Origin of the sequence: Runella sp. (assembly GCF_027484545.1) — a bacterium.
Taxonomy (GTDB): Bacteria; Bacteroidota; Bacteroidia; order Cytophagales; family Spirosomataceae; genus Runella.
The window spans coordinates 1-21,827 of sequence record NZ_JAIXST010000311.1 but is presented as its reverse complement, the minus strand read 5'-3'; the positions used below and the strand labels follow the sequence as shown (position 1 = coordinate 21,827).

The 21,827-nt window shown below is 42.2% G+C and carries 18 protein-coding genes; 16 read left to right on the top strand and 2 right to left on the bottom strand.

Features of this window, described 5'->3' with window-relative positions; translation table 11 throughout:
- Positions 1–6 precede the first annotated feature (6 nt).
- The 11 genes from Q0081_RS27925 (at position 7) to Q0081_RS27880 (ending at position 14,658) form a co-directional block, all read left to right on the top strand.
- Positions 7–663: a hypothetical protein gene (locus Q0081_RS27925; protein WP_298361294.1), complete on the top strand. Its 657-nt coding sequence runs from the start codon at positions 7–9 to the stop codon at positions 661–663.
- A 26-nt stretch (positions 664–689) separates the two neighbouring features.
- Positions 690–2,135, top strand: coding sequence for a hypothetical protein (locus Q0081_RS27920; protein WP_298361292.1), 1,446 nt, complete (start codon positions 690–692; stop codon positions 2,133–2,135).
- A gap of 98 nt (positions 2,136–2,233) precedes the next feature.
- Positions 2,234–3,181 (top strand): CsgG/HfaB family protein, encoded by a 948-nt coding sequence (locus Q0081_RS27915; protein WP_298361290.1) that lies wholly within the window; start codon positions 2,234–2,236, stop codon positions 3,179–3,181.
- 11 nt (positions 3,182–3,192) lie between these two features.
- Positions 3,193–3,672 (top strand): hypothetical protein, encoded by a 480-nt coding sequence (locus Q0081_RS27910; RefSeq protein ID WP_298361288.1) that lies wholly within the window; start codon positions 3,193–3,195, stop codon positions 3,670–3,672.
- A 20-nt stretch (positions 3,673–3,692) separates the two neighbouring features.
- Positions 3,693–4,601, top strand: a complete 909-nt coding sequence (locus Q0081_RS27905) for a DUF6175 family protein (RefSeq protein WP_298361286.1) — start codon at positions 3,693–3,695, stop codon at positions 4,599–4,601.
- Positions 4,602–4,614: 13 nt separating this feature from the next.
- Positions 4,615–5,565, top strand: a complete 951-nt coding sequence (locus Q0081_RS27900; RefSeq protein ID WP_298361284.1) for a hypothetical protein — start codon at positions 4,615–4,617, stop codon at positions 5,563–5,565.
- Between the two features lie 100 nt (positions 5,566–5,665).
- Entirely contained in the window at positions 5,666–6,013 is a 348-nt protein-coding gene (locus Q0081_RS32030) for a LytR/AlgR family response regulator transcription factor (protein ID WP_409034106.1), read from the top strand.
- A 25-nt stretch (positions 6,014–6,038) separates the two neighbouring features.
- Positions 6,039–9,740: a carboxypeptidase regulatory-like domain-containing protein gene (locus Q0081_RS27895; RefSeq protein ID WP_298361282.1), complete on the top strand. Its 3,702-nt coding sequence runs from the start codon at positions 6,039–6,041 to the stop codon at positions 9,738–9,740.
- Positions 9,741–9,767: 27 nt separating this feature from the next.
- Complete coding sequence (locus Q0081_RS27890) at positions 9,768–10,259, top strand: hypothetical protein (RefSeq protein WP_298361280.1); 492 nt, start codon at positions 9,768–9,770, stop codon at positions 10,257–10,259.
- Between the two features lie 106 nt (positions 10,260–10,365).
- Positions 10,366–13,737, top strand: coding sequence for a PKD domain-containing protein (locus tag Q0081_RS27885; protein WP_298361278.1), 3,372 nt, complete (start codon positions 10,366–10,368; stop codon positions 13,735–13,737).
- Between the two features lie 12 nt (positions 13,738–13,749).
- On the top strand, positions 13,750–14,658 hold the full coding sequence (locus Q0081_RS27880) for a PorP/SprF family type IX secretion system membrane protein (RefSeq protein WP_298361276.1): 909 nt from the start codon (positions 13,750–13,752) through the stop codon (positions 14,656–14,658).
- Positions 14,659–14,769: 111 nt separating this feature from the next.
- Here Q0081_RS27880 and Q0081_RS27875 read toward each other — a convergent pair whose 3' ends face one another.
- A complete protein-coding gene (locus tag Q0081_RS27875; protein ID WP_298361274.1) occupies positions 14,770–15,978 on the bottom strand; it encodes a serine hydrolase in 1,209 nt (402 codons plus the stop codon).
- Positions 15,979–16,182: 204 nt separating this feature from the next.
- Positions 16,183–16,590 (bottom strand): DUF1573 domain-containing protein, encoded by a 408-nt coding sequence (locus tag Q0081_RS27870; RefSeq protein WP_298361272.1) that lies wholly within the window; start codon positions 16,588–16,590, stop codon positions 16,183–16,185.
- A 206-nt stretch (positions 16,591–16,796) separates the two neighbouring features.
- Here Q0081_RS27870 and Q0081_RS27865 point away from each other — a divergent pair, with 206 nt between their 5' ends.
- The 5 genes from Q0081_RS27865 (at position 16,797) to Q0081_RS27845 (ending at position 21,584) form a co-directional block, all read left to right on the top strand.
- Positions 16,797–19,205: a thiamine pyrophosphate-dependent enzyme gene (locus tag Q0081_RS27865; RefSeq protein ID WP_298361270.1), complete on the top strand. Its 2,409-nt coding sequence runs from the start codon at positions 16,797–16,799 to the stop codon at positions 19,203–19,205.
- 163 nt (positions 19,206–19,368) lie between these two features.
- Positions 19,369–20,160, top strand: coding sequence for a phosphosulfolactate synthase (locus tag Q0081_RS27860; protein ID WP_298361269.1), 792 nt, complete (start codon positions 19,369–19,371; stop codon positions 20,158–20,160).
- A 53-nt stretch (positions 20,161–20,213) separates the two neighbouring features.
- Positions 20,214–20,537 (top strand): four helix bundle protein, encoded by a 324-nt coding sequence (locus Q0081_RS27855; RefSeq protein WP_298361266.1) that lies wholly within the window; start codon positions 20,214–20,216, stop codon positions 20,535–20,537.
- A 124-nt stretch (positions 20,538–20,661) separates the two neighbouring features.
- Positions 20,662–21,315, top strand: a complete 654-nt coding sequence (locus tag Q0081_RS27850; protein WP_298361264.1) for a DedA family protein — start codon at positions 20,662–20,664, stop codon at positions 21,313–21,315.
- A gap of 98 nt (positions 21,316–21,413) precedes the next feature.
- Positions 21,414–21,584, top strand: a complete 171-nt coding sequence (locus Q0081_RS27845; RefSeq protein WP_298361262.1) for an AraC family transcriptional regulator — start codon at positions 21,414–21,416, stop codon at positions 21,582–21,584.
- Positions 21,585–21,827: the final 243 nt, after the last annotated feature.

Below are 21,827 nucleotides of genomic sequence, written 5' to 3'. Positions count from 1 at the left end.
ATAGTCATGGATACCACTCAAAAAAAAGAATTAATTCGTAAAGCGCAAACGGGTCAATTGACCGAAGAAGAATATACCCAATACCTCGAACTTATTGACAGCAACCCCGATTTTTTTGACGAGGTACGTTGGGCCGAGTTTTTAGGTCTGCATGTAAAAGCGATACACGACGAAGAGCTTTACGAGGCGGCATCAAAAATTTCGATGCCCGTTGCTTCTCCAATGCCAAAGCTTTTTCAGTGGTCATACCTGTCTTACACTGCGGCAGCTGTCATAATATTGGTGATAATAGTGAGTGTAGTTTTTTGGCTCAATCGTAACGAAAAATCGGAATATACGCTTTTGAAAAAAGAACAAAAAGAGGTATTTGCCGAAGAACAAGCCCCCAAAGAAGGGTTAGGTTATGGAGAAAATGGGTTTCCAATCGGTGAAATACCCCTGCAATGGTTAGAAATACCTAATCAGACTTCTCGGCTGTCTTATGTTTTTTGCAATGATACCCTCAAATTATACCTAAACCGAAAAAAGGGAGTAGATAGCCTTTCGTCCAAAATTCAACTCTCTTACGAATCTCTTTCCCGACAATATTTCCTACGCTTGCCCAATCAACCCAAAGTGTTTCTTAAGTCCTGCTTACCCAAGGCAGAAACGCTTATGCCTTGACAAAAACCACCCTTATCTCTGCTGTTATGAAGATTATTTACTTTATGGTTTTGGTTCGAATAGTGAGTATTAATCCTTTATTTGCCCAAAGACCTCCTTCTAAATCTACTACGGACTACACCCAAAATCTACCCTGCAACTGTGAAAGCTACACCAGAAGGTATGTTGAAGATGCAAAAACAGCCCAAAGCTTAATCAATGACTATTTGAAAGCCATCGCTAAAAATTCAAAAATACGAACTTCTTCCGACCCTATCTATGTACTGGAAGCCAACTGTGGTTCGCCAATGGCCGCCCTGTGTCCGGGCGATATCCGATTGATTCTTTTCAATAAATACTTCTTTGAACTTATTAATGCAAAAGATGTGCATACAGTTACTTTGGTAGATAAACACGTATTGGCCCACGAACTTGGTCATCACGTATTAGGTCATTTTAAGAGGATTGGCTCTTTGAGCGAAGTTGAAAAAATTTATCAAAAAGAGAAAGGCTATCTTAAAAAGAAATTCATTACCAACAATAACCCCATGGCGCAAGAGATTGAAGCCGACCTATTTGCGCTCTGGTTGTTATATAAATTGGAAAAAGGGTTTCAGGCCGAAATGTTAATTGCCCAAATAGATACAATGAAGATGGAGGAATTGGACAAAAGATTTATGAAGCAAAAAGAAAATACAAACTCCGTCAAAAATACCAAGGAAGAAAAATCGTACAGTACCCATCCGTTTTTTAGCGATCGAATCAAAATCATGCGTCAGTACCAAAATACAATTAAAAATCTTCAAACCACCACTGGAGTACGTGGTTTTAACAACTTAGGCAACAGTGCTTTTATGGATTTATGGCCAAGCCGTGCTTACTGGGACATTTCTTTGAGCGCAGGGGTTGTTTTAGGCGGGATTCCTGACTTCTCGGCAGATGGCCAAAAAGTAGCGGCTTTTATGTATGCCCTTAACCAAAAAACAAGTTTCCACACGGGGCTTTCATTGACCCGTTTTCGGTGGGATAAACCTTGGCAGACCACGCTCGACGTACATTGGTCAAAACAACACTACGGCACTACATTTCTAATCAATGATAGCCCAAAACTCGCCGAGGAATTGCACCTTGATTATCTCACATTATCTCCTCAAATCGGCTGGAATAGTGCCGTTGCCTCACGGCGCGGCTCGTTAAGTGCTTCTAAACGTGGTTTGTTGGTGAATGTGGGAGCGAATTTCTTTTTCCCTATTGGCGCATTATCTTACACCAACTACATTGCAACTTCTGCCCCTGTTCCAAAGCTACGTTTCTCGGCGATGCCTAAAGTCAGCGTAGGCGTAGCTTTTACCAAAAAGACCTTCCTACCCCGAAATCTAAAATGGCTCGTCAGCTACGAACCTCAATGGATTCGGCTGGAGGTAACGCCCCGCCCTACTGCCATTTCCCACAATTTTACAACCACTTTGCAGTACGCCATTTTGCGCCGCTGATTAGCTTCCAAAAATATTTTTAGAAATTGTTGTTACTTCTGCTCGTTAGGGGGGATAAAAGGTTGAAATCAAATTTCAACCTTTTATCCCCCTCATATATGGCCTCTTTTACTCACATCTTATTTATGTCTGTTTTGGACGGTATTGGTTCAAAAACCAGTCTTCATTCAGTCCAAAAATCTTTGATTTTCATGTTATTGGCAGTCTTTTTTGTAACCAATGCGTATAGTCAAAGTGACGAATTAAACACTAAGCCCACAATTGCTATTTTGCCTTTTCAGTACAGCTCAAATGTAAGCCGAGCCGATGCTGACGCACTTTCGCAGAAGGTAGAAAGCGCTTTCATTAAATCAAAGCGTTTTGTCGTAATTGAGCGGACAAACTTCGAGCAAATCTTCAAAGAATTGGAATCTCAAAAAAATGAGGTCTATCTCAACAGCACCAAACTCGCGCAACAAGGCGAACTTATCGGAGCTACTCAGTTAGTGGTCGGGACGGTAAGTTCCGCCGGAAATTCTGGTACCACATTTTCATTTAAAGTAGTAGATGTAAGTACAGGTGAAACCAAAGACAGTAAGAGTATTTCGGATTATTCTAATCGAAAAGCAGCAGGAATATTCGGAAAAACGCTTGATGTAGTAACGGGCGGAAAGACAAGTATCTATACAAGTGAGAGTACAATGAATGTTGTAGGCGGAGCTACCTTAAATATCGACAAAATTGTAATGGATTTTATTAATGGCAATTACCCATTAACATTTTCATTAGTCGAGATTACTAAATTCAAAGGCGAAGATGCTATTGAAGTAATGATTGCAGGCGGGAAAAGCGAGGGTTTAAGTTCGTCGATATCATTAGAAGTAATTAATGAAACTACTAAAACGATAGGAACAAAACAGTTACGTCGTAAAACCTCTATTGGTAAACTTAAAGTAGAAAAAGTGGAAGGAGATTTAACGATTTGCAAAGTTACCAACGGCGGCAAAGAAATCAAGGAGTTCTTCAACCCTTCTAATAAAGTTTATGCTTCTACCATTAATAAATAACCACTTTTTCTATGAAAAATTTTATCTATTCACTAATTCTTATCATCTTTTTCTCACACTGTAAGCGTACAGTTCCCAATGGTCCTCAGATTCAGTTTGGGAGTGAAAACAAAGCAACAGGTGAAATCAGTCTTTTGGTATCTGGTACAGGCGAAGAGGGTCGAACGTTAGCCGCCGGTCGCAATATCTTAGAGGATGTAGCCTCACGCCGGGCATTTGAACAGTTGTTATTTATTGGCATTCCTAACAGTGTCAATTATCGTTTGCCGCTTACACCTAACATGAGTCGTACTACCAACGAGAATCCGTTTCTACAAAATTTCTTCGAATCAAAAGACTACCGTCGTTTCATTATACAAATCTCACAACAAGGAAACGCCGAACGATCTTATAACTACCGAAAAAATATTCGCTTTCAAGTGACAATCAACGGTGATGCCTTTCGCAAATACCTCGAACAAAACCAAGTAATTAGAAAATTTGGCTATTAACTCAATTATAATTTCCGACCATGACTCAATTTTTGATATTTCTCCTATTTGTTTCAATTAGCCTTCCAATTTGGGCGCAAAATACTCCTGCTCCAGCCGCTAATCAGCAAAACCAGCTCGTTACCAAGCCTACAATTATGGTATTTCCATTTTTTAAGGAAGGCGAAGACATTCGTACTATTTTGGAAGGCGATGTCAATCGTCGTATTGTGCTTACCAAAGTCAAAGAAGCCTTCGACAACAGGGGCTATTCTACAGTAGATTTTATCTCAAAAGCACGGAACTTACAAACAAACAGTGTTCTTAATGGAGCCCAAACGGATGTAAAAACACAAATTATTCAAGCATCAGGAGCCGATATTGCTGTTGAAGTAGAGTATGACGTATATAAAGGGGCGGGCACAAAGGTAAAGGTCATTTTGACGGCTTATGAAACCTCTACTTCCGCTTCCCTTTCTAATAAGATGGGGGAAAGCCCTTTTTTTAATACCAATGATATTGGTGCATTGGCAGCTAAAGCTACAGAAGGTGTCATCAACGATTTTTTGAATGTAATGCAAGAGAAATTTACAGACATCGTACAGAATGGCAAGTACATGGCAGTAGAATTTGGACTCACTGAAAACGCCAATATTACCATGAGTTCAGAGGTTAGTAAAGGAGGGCTTCCACTTTCGGATACGATAGAAGAATGGATTGGAGAAAACTCTAAAGGGTATCATATTCAGGGGGTAACGGATTTAAGACTCATTTTTGACCAAGTTCGGATTCCACGTACCGACGCTCAAGGGAAAAACCTTACCCCTACCCGCTACGCTCTCGAAATCCTAAAGTTTTGCAACGCGCTGACTTTAGCTGAACAGCCCACTAAAAAATTGAAAATAGAACGTACTATCAAGGGCAATACCTTGTTTATTAACTTCAAATAACAAACAGACACTCATGAAAAAAACACTTCAAATCAGCTGGTTATTGCTCTGTTACTTATTGACGTTATCTGGCACGGCACAAAATGAAGAGAGTAGCGATGAGTTTGGTAAACTTAATATCGGTATTGTGATGCCCGAAGAACTTGATGGATTTACCGGTACGCATCTCCAAAAACTAGAAACGAAGATTTTGGCTTTGCTAAATCAAAGCGGAATAGCCTCACGCGGAGGCGGTAGCGGCATTGTGATGTATCCCGTCATCAGTATTTTTAATGAACAGCAAATCAACCCTGGCATTCAAACAATGACTGTTATTGAGGGAGAAATAAGTCTGTTTATTAAGCAGGTAGACGACAAATTTGTATTTGCCAGCCATACTCGCAAAATCAAAGGAAGTGGACGTACTCGCGAGCAGGCACTCAATAATCTCATTTCTCTGTTGCCTAACCGTAGCGATGAGTACGGCGATTTTATCAAAAATGCCAAAACAAAAGTGATTGATTATTACAACAAACGTTGTGATATGATTATCAGTAAAGCAACTCAACTCTCACAAGCCAATCAGCATGCTGACGCGATAAGCTTGCTCTTTAATGTCCCCTCCGAAACCAAATGTTTCGAAAAAGCACGTGGTAAAGCATTAGAGGTATATCGTAATTATCAAAATCAAATTTGTGGGCAGCTTGTACTACAGGGAAAAGCCAAACTTGAAGCCAATCTTTATCAGGAAGGCTTTGATATTTTAGCCAAAGTTGACCCTTCATCATCATGCTTTAAAGAAGTAAATACTTTGTTTGCCAAACATGGTGCCGAGGTAGATGAAAACGTACGACGAAGTTGGAAATTACTCGAAAAAATCTACGCAAATGCTTTTGAACTCGAAAAATACCGTTGGCGAGCTATCGGTCAATGGGCAGTGGCATACTCTTCACGTCCCGTCGTTTATGAGCGCATCATTCGGTAGTTATTCCACTTCCTATTTGTTTACAGATACATCGCAATCAAGCTTTCAAAAAGAATGGGAAAAGAAGGTAACACAATAATCATTTATCCATTTGAATCCGATGGCATCATTTCCTCAAAGCCCTTCCCTCATTTATTTAATCATCAAAGGCGTCAAAGTATTCGTACCCTTTGGAGACATAATTCGGTTGGAATCAGATCGTAATTATACAGTATTTTTTTTGGCTGATGGCCGGCAAATGCTTGCTTCCAAAACCTTGGGTTCATTTGAAAAAATACTCCCAAGTAATTTTTTACGAGTGCATCGTTCCCACCTTATCAATTTAGATTGCATCAGGCAGTTAGACAAGGTGTGTCACAGTTGTATTTTGAAAGACGGGCAAGCGATAAAGGTATCCAATAAGCACTTTAAGCAAATACATGCTGCTTTTCTTGACACTTCTTTTTAACAGAATAATGTAAAACTCTTTCATCATGAGAAATATTTTATTTAAAACGGTTTCAGGCTTCTCTTTAGCATTGTTGTATGGAACTATGCTACTAAACGTAATTTTATTAAAAGCACAGGACTCGCCCCGAGAAGCATCGGCGGCACGTATTAGTGGTACAACTGTAAACGAACCAACTCTCTCAGATGAGTTATTTGTAGGTACCCTAGGAGGGGACTTTGATAAGTATCTTTTTCGAAAAGATGTGCCTAATGGCCGCTTGACGTTCAATGTAGATATAACTCGCTACTACTCCAACCGCATGAAATTCGACGCGCAAGGGTTCTTAACTAATGTCCCTGAACTGGTTGAGCGTGGTTTGATTCCTAAGATGGTACGGTTGACCATGCGCATTTATGATGTAGACCATAATTCTCAATACGACGGAAACGGTGACGGTATTGCAGACCCCGAAATAGATTATGTGTATGTAAATGGTAAACTCATCACGACCACTTCTGGGCAAATATGGACATTGGGGTCGGGTAACAATACCTGGAGTACTCCTTCAATTATGATACCCATAGAATACATTAAATTCCCCTCCCAAACAGGAAACGCAAATACACTGCCTAAAGCCGAAAATAGCATACAAATTGCAATAGATGTACCCAATACTACTTACTGGGCTATAGAGTGTGACTGGATAAGTATCAATATTGAAAGCAAGGCTCTTCCTTTGGTATTTGTGCGTGGTTTCGGGATTGCAAGTGGTGGTATTGGTGACACTCCTTCCGAAATATGGCAAAATTTTGCTGATTTTGCCGCCAGAGATGGTATCCCATTTCACATCGCTCAGAGCTTAGATCCATGTGGTGGAATTATTGATAATGGCAATAGGATTGGTAACGAAATAGCGATTGCTAAAAACACTTTTGGGACTCAAAAAATAAACTTAGTGGCACATAGTAAAGGTGGGCTGGATTCAAGAGCCTATCTGCGTTGGGGGACTGATGTTAAGAATTTAGTACAATTGGGTACCCCCAATCATGGAAGCAGATATGCCCATCTATCTGCTTGGTGTGACCCTGCGGGTGACCAATTAGAGCCTGGCTGGCTGGCCGATAACTTCAACTATCAGGATAGTGATCTCAGTCGCCCTTTATTCAATCCGGAATTAGATAAAGGGACTGCTATTTATCAATTCACGGCGAGAGATGATTTCTGGGTATCTGCCGAGCGAGCTACACTGCCTTGGAGAGCAACATACAATCAGGATGCCTCACTACCTCTCATTGGCATATCGGATGCTGTTTTTTTTGGGTTAGGCCACACGGATTTGAGACTCAATCCCAATGTCTTTCTTAGGATTATGCAAAGAATTTATCCCGGGGTGAAGAGTGGTGCTCGCATAAGTGCCGAGCAAGGGAAACAAACCATAACATCAATTCCGGATTCATTAGGTATTGTTTTTATGGAGAATAATCAATTATTATCTTCTTCTATCCAAATCAGAAAAGTATATATACCAATAGCCGGAATTGCGTTTTTTCAGGGAATTTTTCAGGCCGAACGGGCTAACTACACCCTTAAAAGCCCTTCGGGGAAAATTTATAATACTAATAATGCAGAGTATTCTAATAGCGATGGTTTTTTAACTTATAAAATTCCTAATTCTGAAGCAGGTATATGGGAAATCACCTTCACAGGTGGCTCTACTAATGGCCTTTTTTCAATGCGGGTTCATGCTCAAAGTAACCAGAAACTCACTGTCAAAACTAATAAATCTAAATACCTACTTCAAGAGCCAATTGGAGTTAATGCTATTCTTACTTCAAAAAATGGACCTGTCTCCCAAGCAAAAGGGGTTGTTTATTTTACAAAAGGAAGTTTTATAAAAGATTCGCTTCAGCTTTTTGATGACGGTTTGCATAATGACGGTAAAGCCAACGATGGCAACTATGGAAATAGCAACGCTGGCTTTTCCGAGGTTGGTAGTTATTCATTAGTGATAAAACTTCAAAAAAATTCGGAAAGCATTTATCAGGACGATGTTATTACCGTTTTTAGCAGTTCAGGCGGATTGAATAATACATACAAAGAAAAAGCAATTGATAAAAACAATGATGTCTTATATGATTCTTTACAAATTCGGGTAGGTTTTTTAGTCAAAGTGCCAGGTAATTTTTCGGTGATAGGGTCGCTTAGAGATGCTCAAGGCAAACTTATTGGAACTACTTCATGGAATCACTCTCGTACAAAACCCCTCTCAGTTGGTAATTACGAAGCTATACTTAACTTTAATGGTGAAGCCATTGGAAAAAACGGGCTCAATGGCCCTTTCATACTCGATGATTTATCATTGATTGATTTATCAAATTCAATAGCAGTAGATAATCGCAAAAAAGCCTACACCACCCAAGCTTATCAGATTACTTCTTTTCCACGCCCCCCCATAGAACTGACGGGCAAAAACGCCGAAACTCCTATAGATAGTGACAAAGACGGTGATTTTGATTTTTTAGACATTAAGCTACAGATTAAAGTCAATCGCTCAGGATTCTACACCATTAGCGCAGAACTTATAGATTCTCTCCAAAACTCTCTCAATTGGTCTGAAAAAAGCCTAAATCTATCAGTGGGATTAAATGAGGTTACTATGCGTTTTGCTGGGGATGAAATCAACGAAAAACTCGCTAACGGCCCCTATATTCTAACTAATTTATATTTTAACAGCTCACTCGTTTCACTAACCTTTTACGATGTTTACAAAACAAATGCCTATAAATTTTCAAATTTTACCGGGAACTTTATTACTGGTAGCGTCAAAGAAAAATTTACTGGAACGCCTATTGCAGATGCCACAATAGTTTTGAAAGGTGCCAAATTAGTTACCATTAAATCCGATGCAAAAGGATTTTACACCATTGCAGGACTTCCTAATGGTAGTTATAATATAGAAGCACGAAAAGATAACTTTTGCAGCTCAATTATTATGAGTCTCAATAAGCCTCAAGATAATACTGCCATAGAACTGTTGCTTACTAACAAGAAATTTTCGCTGGGTGAGAAAAAAAATATTCAAATTTGCCAAGGTGATAGCATAAGGCTAACCGCTCCAAATGGTTGGCAGAACTACCAATGGTCTAACGGTAATAAAAGTTCAAACATTACTGTCACAATTGCAAATCAGTATTTTGTTACAACAACTTTGCAAAACTGCCAAGCTTTTTCAGATACCATTGTAGTAGGTGTTACCATTATTCCTAAGCCCACTATTAATTCAGATGGTGTAGTGACACTTACTTCCTCTATTGCGGAGAGTTATCAGTGGTTCAAGGAAGGTACGCTTATACAAGGGGCTATAATGCGGAATTTTATGGCTACCGAGCCTGGGAAATATTCTGTAAAGATAGCTTCCAAGGGTTGTTTCAATACATCGGATGCTTTTAATCTCATAATAACGGCGATACAACCACCGATTTTTTCCAATTTACTCTTACTATATCCTAATCCAAGTTCAGAGTGGTTACGAATAATATATCGTTCAGAGGAAATTGCATTTGGTAACATAAAGGCTCACATTTATGACTTACAAGGAATTCTTATCAGTCGGCATAATTTACAACGTAACACTGAAGGATGGGAAGGGAATATATTCATAAAGGCTTTACCTATCGGCAAGTACGTCCTACGATTAGAACAATACACACTCCCATTAGTCAGCAAAACATTCAATAAACAATAATGCATCACGATTTTAAAAATTTTCACTATGAAAGTGTTTATAAAAAGTATATTCACGCAGAGAAGTATTAGATTTATAAAAACAATTAATACTTCATTCGTTTTGTTACAACTAATGATAAGTCCAATCTTTAGTTGTAACAAAAAAATAAAACCAGTTTCAGAACGTATCGCTAAAGTTTGGATAGCTAATCTTGTCCGCGAAGGTGGCCGCGTGGTTTACGATAAAAGCGCAGTTAGTAATATTCGCATGAATTATACCAACTTTCGATTGGATTTGTCAAACTCTCAAACTGTAACACTACGTGAATTTGATAATCAGACTTTTACAGGGCAATGGGAAGTTCAGGAAGATACAAAACTAATTTTGAAAAACTTATCTCCTCACCCAACAGGTACCAATGGGATAATAGAATATAGCATTACCCAGCTCTCCGATAATGCTCTTAAACTCACTCGCACTGCAACCAGCGTAAAGACTGGAAATACGCTGAATAATTACGAACTGATAAATCAATGATGCTCACTATCATCTAAGGTTTTTGAAAGAAAAGCCTTAAAGTCTTTGGATTGCAAAAACATTAGACTTATTTTCAGAATTGTATATCCACGTAAACTTTTCAGGCATGTTGAAACAACTACTTTTTTGTTTTCTTGCTTCCATCGTTTTTGCTTTCAGTGCCAATGCCCAAATCCCCGTAGATTTTACTTTCTGCACCGGAACAGGTGATTTGTGCGTCTCACCGAGTGACTCTAACTATAAGCTATGTCTCAAGTTTAAACCGGGCTATTGTGCCACCAAGGAATATAGAATAAAGTGGGGAGATGGTGCAGAACAAGTATTAACCATTGCAAAAGATACTACGCTCGAACACACCTATAAATTGAGAACTTTTATAGAATCATGCTCAGATTCTGAGAAACCCTTTCCTTTCTCAATAAGAAACCTTAGTTGTAGCAGTGATAACAAAGCGTATGAATTAGTATTCAATAAAACACCACAACCTCGACCTGCCACTACGTTGGCCTGTGAAGGCTCTGCCGTTCGTTTTGCTAACAATTCCTGTCCCATTTCTGACACCAAATTTTTGTGGGATTTTGGCGATGGCCAAACAAGTACTGCAATTACTCCGTCAATAACCTATAGCGACCCTAACAAAATTTATAAAGTAAAACTAACCGCTACCTCAAAAAGTTGTGGTTCTAATACTGCCGAAATAGACGTCAAGCTCAAGAAACTCCCCGAAGCTAAGTATGTTACTACGGGCTTTTCGTTTATGAACAAAGATACAGCAGTGGTGTGCCTGTCCAACGGCGCTACGCTCACTTTTGATGCCACCATCTCCATTGATGCTACCCGTTATGAGTGGAGTATTACACCTAATAATTACCTTTTTTTAAACAATACCGATGCCAATTCTTCCAAGCCTGTCATTCAATTTACCAAAGCGGGGGTTTATCAGATTTCGCTTGTAGCCATCAATGAGTGCGGGCGCTCCAAGCCCAATGTCTGCCCCCATGAGGTGGTAGAATCACCTAAGTTGAATTTGCCCAAACAAGCCGATGTTTGCCAAGCTCCCTTCAAGTACAAGTTTACCCCTCAAAGTGGTATTTCTTATAAACTAAACAGTCGAACATTTGATCCTGCCATAGGTGAGGATTTGATGTTTCAGCCAACCCCCTATATCGTGGAAGCGAGCATTACCGACCGTTGCGGGGGCGTCGTTATTGAAAGGGATACATTTTTAGTCAATGCTCTGTCGCAAGTCAAAATCACGTCGCTACGCCCCGATACCACGCTTTGCCAGGGTACGGCCAGTGTACCTTTGGTGGCCAGTACTCCCAACGGCGTTTGGTCAGGCGCTGCGCTCATTGAAATACAAGGCACCAACCGAATCTTCAACCCCAAAACACTGGGAACCTACCTTATTCGCTACGTAGTGGGTTCGGGGACTTGCAGCGTACTCGACAGCATCACTGTCAACGTGGAAGGAATAAAACCCGATGCCAAAGACCTAACCGTTTGCCAAGGAACGGCATTTTTAAAACTTCAGGCTACACCCACCGGAGGCCGCTGGACGGGGTGTGCCAATTGCCTAAGAGGAGACACCCTCATTATCAGCGCACTAACCACCAATCAAATCAGGCTCACCTACGAACTCACCAGCCCAAAAGGCTGTCCCACCACCGACGATGCTACCATAAACATCGGTCGCCCCAAAGCAGATTTTGCCATCAGCAACGGCTGTGCAGGAGCAACGATCAGACCCACCAACAACTCCACGGGGGCGGCTAACTATGTTTGGCTCGTTAATGGCACAAACGCCTCAAATGTAGTTTCTCCTCAGCTTTCGTTGCCTCAAGGACTCAGTAAGGTAACCCTCATTGCGGGGTCGGGGGCTTGTGCGGATACCCTCACCCGCGACGTAACCATTACTGCCCCTCCCGCCAGTGCTGCTTTCACCTTGAATCAATCCCAAGGCTGTGCGCCTTTGAATGTGACCTTTACCCCCACGGGTACGCAAGCCGCTACCACCGATTATACGTGGGCTTTTGGCGATGGGACACAACACACCGGCTTTCAACCTCCTGCGAAAGTATTTGACAATCGAGAACGCACCGAGAAAATGTTCACCGTGACGTTTACCGTAAAAAATACGTGTGGCGAGCAAAAAACCAATCAAACAATTACGGTACGGCCTTTGGCCAAAGCCGAAATCGGGGTGGATTCTACCACGGTACGTTGCACGCCGGCTCAAATCACTTTTTCCAACCGATCTACGGGCCACGACAAACCTCAATCCCGCTGGTTTTTTGGCGATGGTACTTCGCGCACATCAGGGGCGGATACTCTTAAACATTGGTTTTCGGCGCGGGAGTATCGGGTGCGTTTGGAAGTAATCAGCGCTTGCGGACGCGACAGTGCCGAAGTAGCCATTCGGGTATTCCCGACAATTGTCAAGCCGTTGTTTGAACTATCGAAATCGGAAGTATGCCCGGGCGAACCCATTCAGTTTAAGGACGCAACCACGCCCAAACCCGACCGTTGGGTGTGGAAATTTGGTGATGGCGGCGTTGATACGCGTGCTAATCCTACTCACGCCTTCACTCAACCCAACCGCGATTACGTCGTTACTCTCATTGCATACACTACCTGCGGTTCTGATTCTACCCAAAAAACGGTAAAAGTGACGCAGTTACCTACGGGCGATTTTCGTTTGGAAACGCCCTTGGCCTGTCAGGGGCAACCGGTGCAATTCGTTAATTTATCCAATCCTCAACTGGGTTTTATCTGGGATTTTGGCGATGGTTCCCCGCTTGATTCGGTCAACTATTCGCCCCGACATATCTACACCACAAACGTCAATAACCTATCAGCTACGCTCACGGTCTATCGGGGGAGTACTGCCTGCAAAAGTCAACCCATTCGTAAATCCGTCCCAATTATCGCCCGGTCAGTGGCTGATTTTCGGATTGAAGGCGATTCGCTCATTTGCGCTCCGGGGCCGGTTCGGTTGGTGAATCGTTCACAAAACGCCGATACCTACAAGTGGTATTTTAGCAATGGCCGTACCTCCGACGACCAAAGCCCTGTACTTCCTTTCCCCAAAGGTCAGTATGATATCAAACTCGTGGTGAGCAATCGGGGAGTGTGTAAAGATTCTACCTTCCGTACATCAGCTTTTGAGGTAGATAGTTGCGCTGTGGTCATACCGCAAGCTTTTTCGCCGAACAAAGACGGTATTGGTGACCGTTATACGTTATTCGGAAGCGGTATCAGGGAGATTGTCAAACTACGCATCCGCGATCGCTGGGGAGAAGTGATTTTTGAAATGAACAATGTACCTGCCGGTAGTCAGAACGATGGTGAAGCATGGGATGGAACATTTAATGGTCGCGAAATGCCTGCCGATATGTACGTAGTAGAAACCGAAATCAGGTATATCGAAACAAACAAACGCGAACGACTCCGTCGTAATTTTTATCTTATACGCTAACCCGGCTTCCTTATGCGCATTCATCTACTCCTCTTCTATTTTATCGCCGCACAGGTATGCGCCCAAGCCCCGCAGTTTTCCCAATTTTACACCAATCCACTTTACCAAAACCCTGCCTTGGCAGGTGATGCAGGTACCCCGCGCTTGATTGTTAATTACCGCAATCAGTGGCCGTCTGTGGGGACAGCTTTTCAAACAGCGGCTTTTTCTTTTGATACCTATGCTGAAGATGCCCAAGTAGGGCTGGGTGTACAGGCTCTCCACGACCGTCGAGGAGGAATGCTCAACAGTACTCACCTCACAGGTCAAGTATCGCGGCTTTTTTATCTGGACGCAAAACAACACCTCCGCCTTACACCCGGTCTTCAGGCTGCGTGGATTTCCGACCGCTGGAATGGTGATAATCTTACGTTTGTGGCACAATACCTCGGCAGTAATGACCCGCTGGCCCAAAATGGGGTTAGTAGTAACCGCGTGGCATTTTCAAGTGGATTACGCTTCGATTATGACCCTCAAAATGACTACGAGCCTTTTTATTGGGCGGGCGTTTCATATCATAATATGGGCTTTCGAGACAATGATTGGTTACGCGAGCGCTGGGGTGTACAGTTGGGGGCTCAGTTTCCGCTCCAAATACGTGTTTTTGGCAATGGCTACGGACGCGATTTAGACCGAGAAAGTGCATTGAGCATGGCTTTACAACTAAGGAAACAAGGTTTGAATAAACAAATGGATATAGGAACCAATCTTATTTTTTCACCCTTACTGGTAGGGATTTGGTACCGAGGGCTATTGATTGGCACCAAACGCCGTGATGCCATAGTGGGTACCATCGGCTGGGCCCGCGACAATCTATTGTTTCAAGCCAGCTATGACCTACCGTTTCGTCACTTGGCACGGGAACAGGTGCCTTTGAATTAGCGATTTGGTATGGGTTCGATGCTCTATTCCGTTTTGCAGGAAAAAACAGCAGCGCACGCCGCAGAACACGGTGCCTGCGTTATTAATCTTTTCGGCAGACCCCGACTGCCCTTAAAATAGCTCATCCTCCAAATCATCCGCCACCTTATTTTTCCCTTCCAAAATCTCTAAAATAGGTTTGATTTGATAAATGCTGCGGTTGTAGCGGTTGCTGAGAAGTATAATGACAAATTTATCTTTGGGACTAAACCACATCAGGGTATTGTAGCCTTTCCACCAACCCGTATGATAGACGTATTTGGCTTCACGCGTCGCTTCGTTGACGTGCATACGGAAGCCGTAACCGTAGTTTTTAATACCGTGTCGCTCAAAACTGCGCGGGGTAAATGCTTCTTTCATGGTTTCGGGGCGCAATACACAGCCTCCGTTTAGTCCGGCATACCAACGAAATATATCGTCCATGGTGGAATAAACGCCCTTGTCTCCCACTACATCGTCGTAATTGTCTTTGGTCAAACGACGATTGTACTGATACCCTGCCGTACGAAACTGATTCAAAGAATCATTGTGACTCGTCACCAACCACGTATTTTTCATACCCAAGGGTTTGAAGATGGCTTGCTTCAAAAAATCCTCGAATTTTTGCCCCGACACTTTTTCAACAATCGTGGCCAATAAGGCATAATTGGTGTTGCTGTAACTGAAAGTACGGTTGGGCGTATTGTACAATTTGGGGTTTACGGCGCAATACCACCGAACAATGTCGTCATTGGTAGGATACGGATTACGCTTGCGAACGCTGTCAGCCAAGACATACGCATAATTAGGCAAGCCACTGCGATGCGACAGTAATGACTTTATTTGAATCCCCGAATAAGGAAACTTAGGAATAAATTTCTGAATCGAATCTTCCAAACTTAACTTGCCCGCCTCATAGAGTTTTAGAATGGCTACTGCCGTAAACGTTTTGGAAAGAGAAGCTAATTGAAATTTCGAATCAAAACACAACGTATCTTTCTTTTCGACTTGGGCATATCCGCACGAATTTCGGTACAGGACAATGCCTTGTTGGGCAACCAAAACATTTCCGTTGAAGCGTTCCAACTTAAATTTACGCTTAAACAACGAATCCAATCGTGCTGATTTTTCGTCGGCTTTGATGTGTTTTCTAATCTGAGCAGTTTTTTCAGGAGTCAATGAAGCATCTGTAACACAATCAACAAGCGCTTTATGAAGGGCATCGGCGTGCTGTTGATCACTGGTATTATTACAGGAAAAAACAACGATTAAGGCAAGACAGGCAATTGTTCTAAACATCATGAGTGGGTTAGTAAATATTGGGCAGGCGTATTGAGTAAAAGGGTTACGCAATACGATGACTCACGACTCCATACCCACACCTCACCACAAATTTAACAAAAAAGGCTTTGACCACAAGTCAAAGCCTCTCTCAAAATAGCAATCAATTAAATTTATCTGAATTAAATTGCGACTTTCTTCGCACTTCTGATTGCCCGTTTTTAATTATTTATTCCCTGTTTTTGCGGGAGCCGCTGTTTTATTGGCAACTACTTCACCTTTAAGAGTAAGATAAAGTGTTCCATTTTCCGCGTTGCTTGGAACAGTTACGGTTTTGTTGAAAGGCCCCATAACACCCGCGTTGAAAGTAGCTTTCACAGTTCCTTTACCTAACGGCATCACCGGCTCACGCGTCCACTCAGGAGTTGTACAGCCGCAAGAAGCCGCTACATTGCCCAATACAACCGGGTCTTTTCCTGTATTTTTAAATTCAAATACATAGCTCACTGGCTTACCTTGCTCGATTTTGCCAAAATCATTTTCAATTTTGGTAAACGTTACTATTCCTTTTTGGGCAAAGCTAACTGCGCTGAATGCTAAAACTGCTACGAAAAGTGAAAACGCCTTTTTCATGTTTTTTATTAAATTTAGTTTTGTAAAAGATTGGTTGCTTATCTAACAATAATTTTAGTAGCAAAAGTTTTGCCAAACGTTATATTTGTCAAAAAATTTATGACAAAGTAACAGAAAAAAGTTGTATTTTGAAACATCACCTATTTTCCAGTATATTTACTTGCCAAAACAACGAAACTCAACAAATTAATCATTCATCAAGAAACGTGATAGAAAACGAACTTGCGACCAGCTTTATTGCGCTTACGCGCCAAACTATCCTAAACGACTTTCGTTTGGTATGTGAGAGCCGACAAGCCAGCTTGTTGGGTCGCAAAGACGTGATGGGCGGACGGGCAAAATTTGGAATTTTTGGCGATGGAAAAGAATTGGCTCAAGTAGCCATGGCCAAAGTATTCCGCAAAGGTGATTTTCGTTCAGGGTATTATCGCGACCAAACTGTCGTTGCTGCACTCGAAAATCTTACCTGGCAACAATATTTTTCTCAACTATATGGCCATGCCAACGTGGAATTTGACCCTCATACTGCGGGACGTTCCATGAACAACCACTACACAACGCGCTATTTAGACGAAAATGGGCTGTGGAAGCCCCAAACCAACACCTATAATCACATTAATGATCTGGCCCCCACCGCCGGTCAGGTTCCTCGCTCAGTTGGATTGGCGTATGCTTCCAAACTGTATCGCCACAATGAAAATTTATGGTCAATGACCGATTTTTCAAACAAAGGCGATGAAATCACCTTTGGCACCATTGGCGATGCCTCTACTTCGCAGGGGATGTTTTGGGAGACCATGAATGCCGCCAGCGTATTGCAAGTACCTCTATTGATGTCGGTTTGGGATGATGGTTTCGGAATTTCCGTACCTGTAGAATACCAAACGACCAAAGGCAGTATTTCGAAAGCAATGGCCGGATTGCAGCGAGGCGACGGTGAAAACGGCATTGAAATTTTCACCGTAAAAGCATGGGACTATGTAGCATTGCTGGAAACCTATCAGAAAGCCGCCAACCTGTGTCGCCATCAACACATACCAGTGCTGGTTCATGTGCAGGAAGTCACTCAACCCCAAGGACATTCTACGTCAGGCTCGCATACGCGTTACAAATCAACGGAGCGATTGACATGGGAACAGGAATGGGATTGTAACCTAAAGTTTAAAGAGTGGATTCTCAATAACGGCTATGCTACCTCGGATGAACTGGAAGAAATTGAAGAAGCTGCCAAGAAATTCATTCGTCAACAACGCAATGAGGCTTGGAAAGCATTTAGTGAATCCATCTTAAGCGAACAAAATGAAGCCGTACTACTTCTTCAGGCAGCTGCCCAAGAGAGTCGTTTTACCACTGAGTTGCTTCAACTGACCGATGAACTCCGCAAAGAAATCGTGCCTTTGCACCGTGACAATACAACTGCTGTTCGGAAAGCATTACGAATTTTACGTTTTGAATCTATTGCTTCCCGAGATGCCTTAACCCAATGGCTTGAAAAAAATACTGAAATCAATCACGACCGTTTCAGTTCACATTTATACAGTCAATCCCCTGACTCTCCACTAAAAGTCATTCCGGTCGAAGCCGAATACAGCGAAGACGCCTCTTTTTTTGACGGTCGTGAAATTGTACGGGCCAACTTTGACGCCCTTTTTGAAAGCGACCCCCGCATTGTAGCGTTGGGCGAAGACGTAGGAAAAATCGGCGACGTGAATCAAGGATTTGCCGGTCTTCAGGAAAAATTTGGCGAACTACGAATCACGGATACGGGTATCCGCGAAACAAGCATTATCGGGCAAGGTATTGGATTGGCCATCAGAGGCTTACGCCCTATCGTTGAAATTCAGTATTTTGATTATGTGTTTTATACGCTCGCCACACTGACCGACGATTTGGCTTCTTTGCATTATCGAACCAAAGGCGGTCAAAAAGCGCCCGTCATTGTACGAACACGCGGCCACCGTTTGGAGGGCATCTGGCATTCCGGCTCTCCAATGGCCTCGGTCATTCATAGCTTACGCGGTTTGCACGTCTGTGTGCCTCGTGATTTGACGCAGGCGGCGGGCATGTACAATACCCTGCTGCAAGGCGATGACCCTGCTTTGGTCGTTGAACCCCTCAACGGTTATCGCCTTAAAGAACGAATGCCCAACAATTTAGGCAAGTTTACAGTTCCACTTGGTCAACCAGAAATACTTCGAAAAGGGACCGACCTTACCATCGTTACGTATGGTTCTATGTGTCGTATTGTGATGGAGGCGGCCGAACAACTGGCTCAAATAGGAATCCACATAGAGGTGATTGATGTACAAACACTGCTTCCCTTTGACATCAATTCTATGATTGTAGAATCTATAAAGAAGACCAATCGGGTTATTTTTGCCGATGAAGATATGCCCGGAGGAGGTTCAGGTTATATGATGCAGCAAGTCTTAGACGGCCAAAATGCCTATCAATGGCTTGATTCCGCTCCGCGTTGTATCTCTGCCAAACCCCACCGTCCTGCTTACAGTTCCGACGGCGATTATTTTTCCAAGCCCAACGTAGAAGACATTTTTGAAAGTGTATATGCATTGATGCACGAAGCCCAACCGACACAGTTTCCAGCGCTTTATTGATTTTTCCTGACTTCCCAACCCCTCCCTTCGCCCGTAATTTTTATTGCGGGCTTTTTACACCCAATTGACGAAAATCAGCTTATTTTCAAGTAGGATTTAGTACGTTGTGGTTGGAATCGCTAATTTTGCGCTTCATTATCAAAGACATACCTAACCAACAAGTATGAATTTTAAACTATCGCAAGTACCCGACCGCACCGTTAAGCCTCGCCAGTACGGTTTAACCATGGTTATGGATAAAGGGTTAAGCATTCGTCAAATTGAGGATATGCTTGAGGTTTCTGCTCCTCACATTGATATTGTAAAACTCGGCTGGGCTACCTCGTTTGTTACCCCTAACTTAAAAGACAAAATTGCGGCTTATAAAAATGCGGGAATTCCGGTATATTTTGGAGGAACGCTTTTTGAAGCTTTTGTGGTGCGTAATCAATTCGAGGACTATCGTCGTTTGATTGATGAATACGGTTTAGAGTACGCGGAAGTATCAGACGGTTCGGTAGATATGCCGGAAGAAATCAAATGTGATTTTATCAAAATACTGGCCGAGCAAGTAAAGGTACTATCCGAAGTTGGATCTAAAGATGAGACCAAAATCATTCCTCCTTATAAATGGATTCAACTCATGAAAGCCGAACTCGAAGCGGGAGCCTGGAAAGTAATTGGGGAAGCTCGTGAATCCGGCAATGTGGGTTTGTTTCGCTCCAGCGGTGAAGTACGGCAAGGCTTGGTAGAAGAGATTTTGACCCAAGTTCCCAATAAAGACATCATTTGGGAAGCTCCACAAAAAGCACAACAGGTATGGTTTGTCAAACTTCTTGGTGCCAATGTCAACTTAGGCAACATTGCCCCTAATGAAATCATCCCCCTTGAAACCATCCGCCTTGGCCTTCGCGGTGATACTTTTGGGCATTTTCTTAACGAAAAAACGCGTAAGCGATGGAAACTGTCGAAATAATCCATGGTCGATGGTTAATAGTTTATCCTCTTTGATTTAAGAAAATTACCTAAATGGCATTTAAGTTTGAGCAATTAGTGGTTTGGCAAAAAGCAATTGAATTAAGTGGCCTGATTCATGAGCTTACACTTACCTTCCCAAAAGAAGAGTTATTTATTCTTACTGCTCAAGTTAAACGTGCAGCCGACTCTGTATCTCTCACTATTGCCGAAGGCTCAACAGGGCAGTCTAACGCCGAGTTTGGCGGATTTTTAGGTTATGCTATACGTTCAGGTATTGAAGTAGTTTCTGCTTATATGTCGGACAACGCCGAAACCTCATCAACGAATCTGATTTTGCAAAACTTTATTCGGAAGTTGAGCAAATTATTAAAATGACTCAATCCCTCCGAAATTCACTTGCCAAATAAAGCAGTCGATGGCCAATTGTCCACATTCAATAGTAATACCAAGGTTTTCTATGGACTATAGACCGTAGACTAAAAACTAAAAACGAACAAAAATGGAAATTCTCGCACAAATTTTAGACTTCTTTCTTCACCTTGACAAACACCTCGCCGACATCATTCACGACTACGGTACGCTTACCTATTTGATTTTGTTTTTGATTGTATTTACTGAAACGGGATTAGTAGTGATGCCGCTGCTTCCGGGCGATTCGCTGCTGTTTGCTACGGGAGCGCTGGCTGCTTCTACCGGAGCGTTGAATCCTTGGTTAGTCATTCCGTTACTGATTGTAGCTGCCTTAATGGGCGACAATGTCAACTATTTTGTAGGAAAATTTTTGGGAAGTACGATCAAAAAACGGGAGCGTATCCTGTTTTTCAAACGTGAATATTTAGAGCAAACCGAAGCATTTTATGCGAAACACGGCGGAAAAACGGTCATCATGGCTCGTTTCATTCCTATCGTGCGCACCATTGCCCCCTTTGTGGCAGGAGCCGGAAGCATGACTTATTCAAAATATATCATTTTTTGCATTATCGGAGCATTACTATGGGTTCCTACTTTAACCATGTTGGGTTACTTCTTTGGCAGTCATCCTTTTGTAAAGAAGCATTTTGAATTGGTTGTCTTTGGTATCATCGGTTTATCAATACTTCCAATGGTGTGGCAATTTGTTAAAGCTAAATTCCTATCTCCTAAAGTAGGTTAATACAATACCAAACTCTCTGAAAAAGCCCGTTGGATTTCTATCTCACGGGCTTCGCTTTATGGTTGTTTTCACACTGTACATAACTTGCTTGAAAAAGAATGGAATACGCCTCCGAGCTGTTGCACCTCGGTTATAAATCATCGGAAGTAGCTATCAAAGTGGGTTACGGAGAAAAATCAATCATCGAATTCAACAAAATGTTTCAAAAGCATTTTGGGATTACGCCTAAAAAGTATCAGATGAGGCATTCGGTAAAGGTTCGTAACTAAGTTATCTGCTGTTTTTTCCAAAATTTCCTCCTCTCCTTACTATCCTGATTGTGTATCAATCTGTCGGTATTCAACTTTGCTCGCTTTACATCATTAGACCTATTTCATCAGGTTTGCTGTTTGATGTAAAATGATGCAAAAAGGGTTCATCGTCACATTTGGTGAAAGTCGGGGTTTCCCATCAGGATGACTCTTTTGCGGAGCAACTCAAAACTCGCTCTTCCATACATCTGACGCTTGATA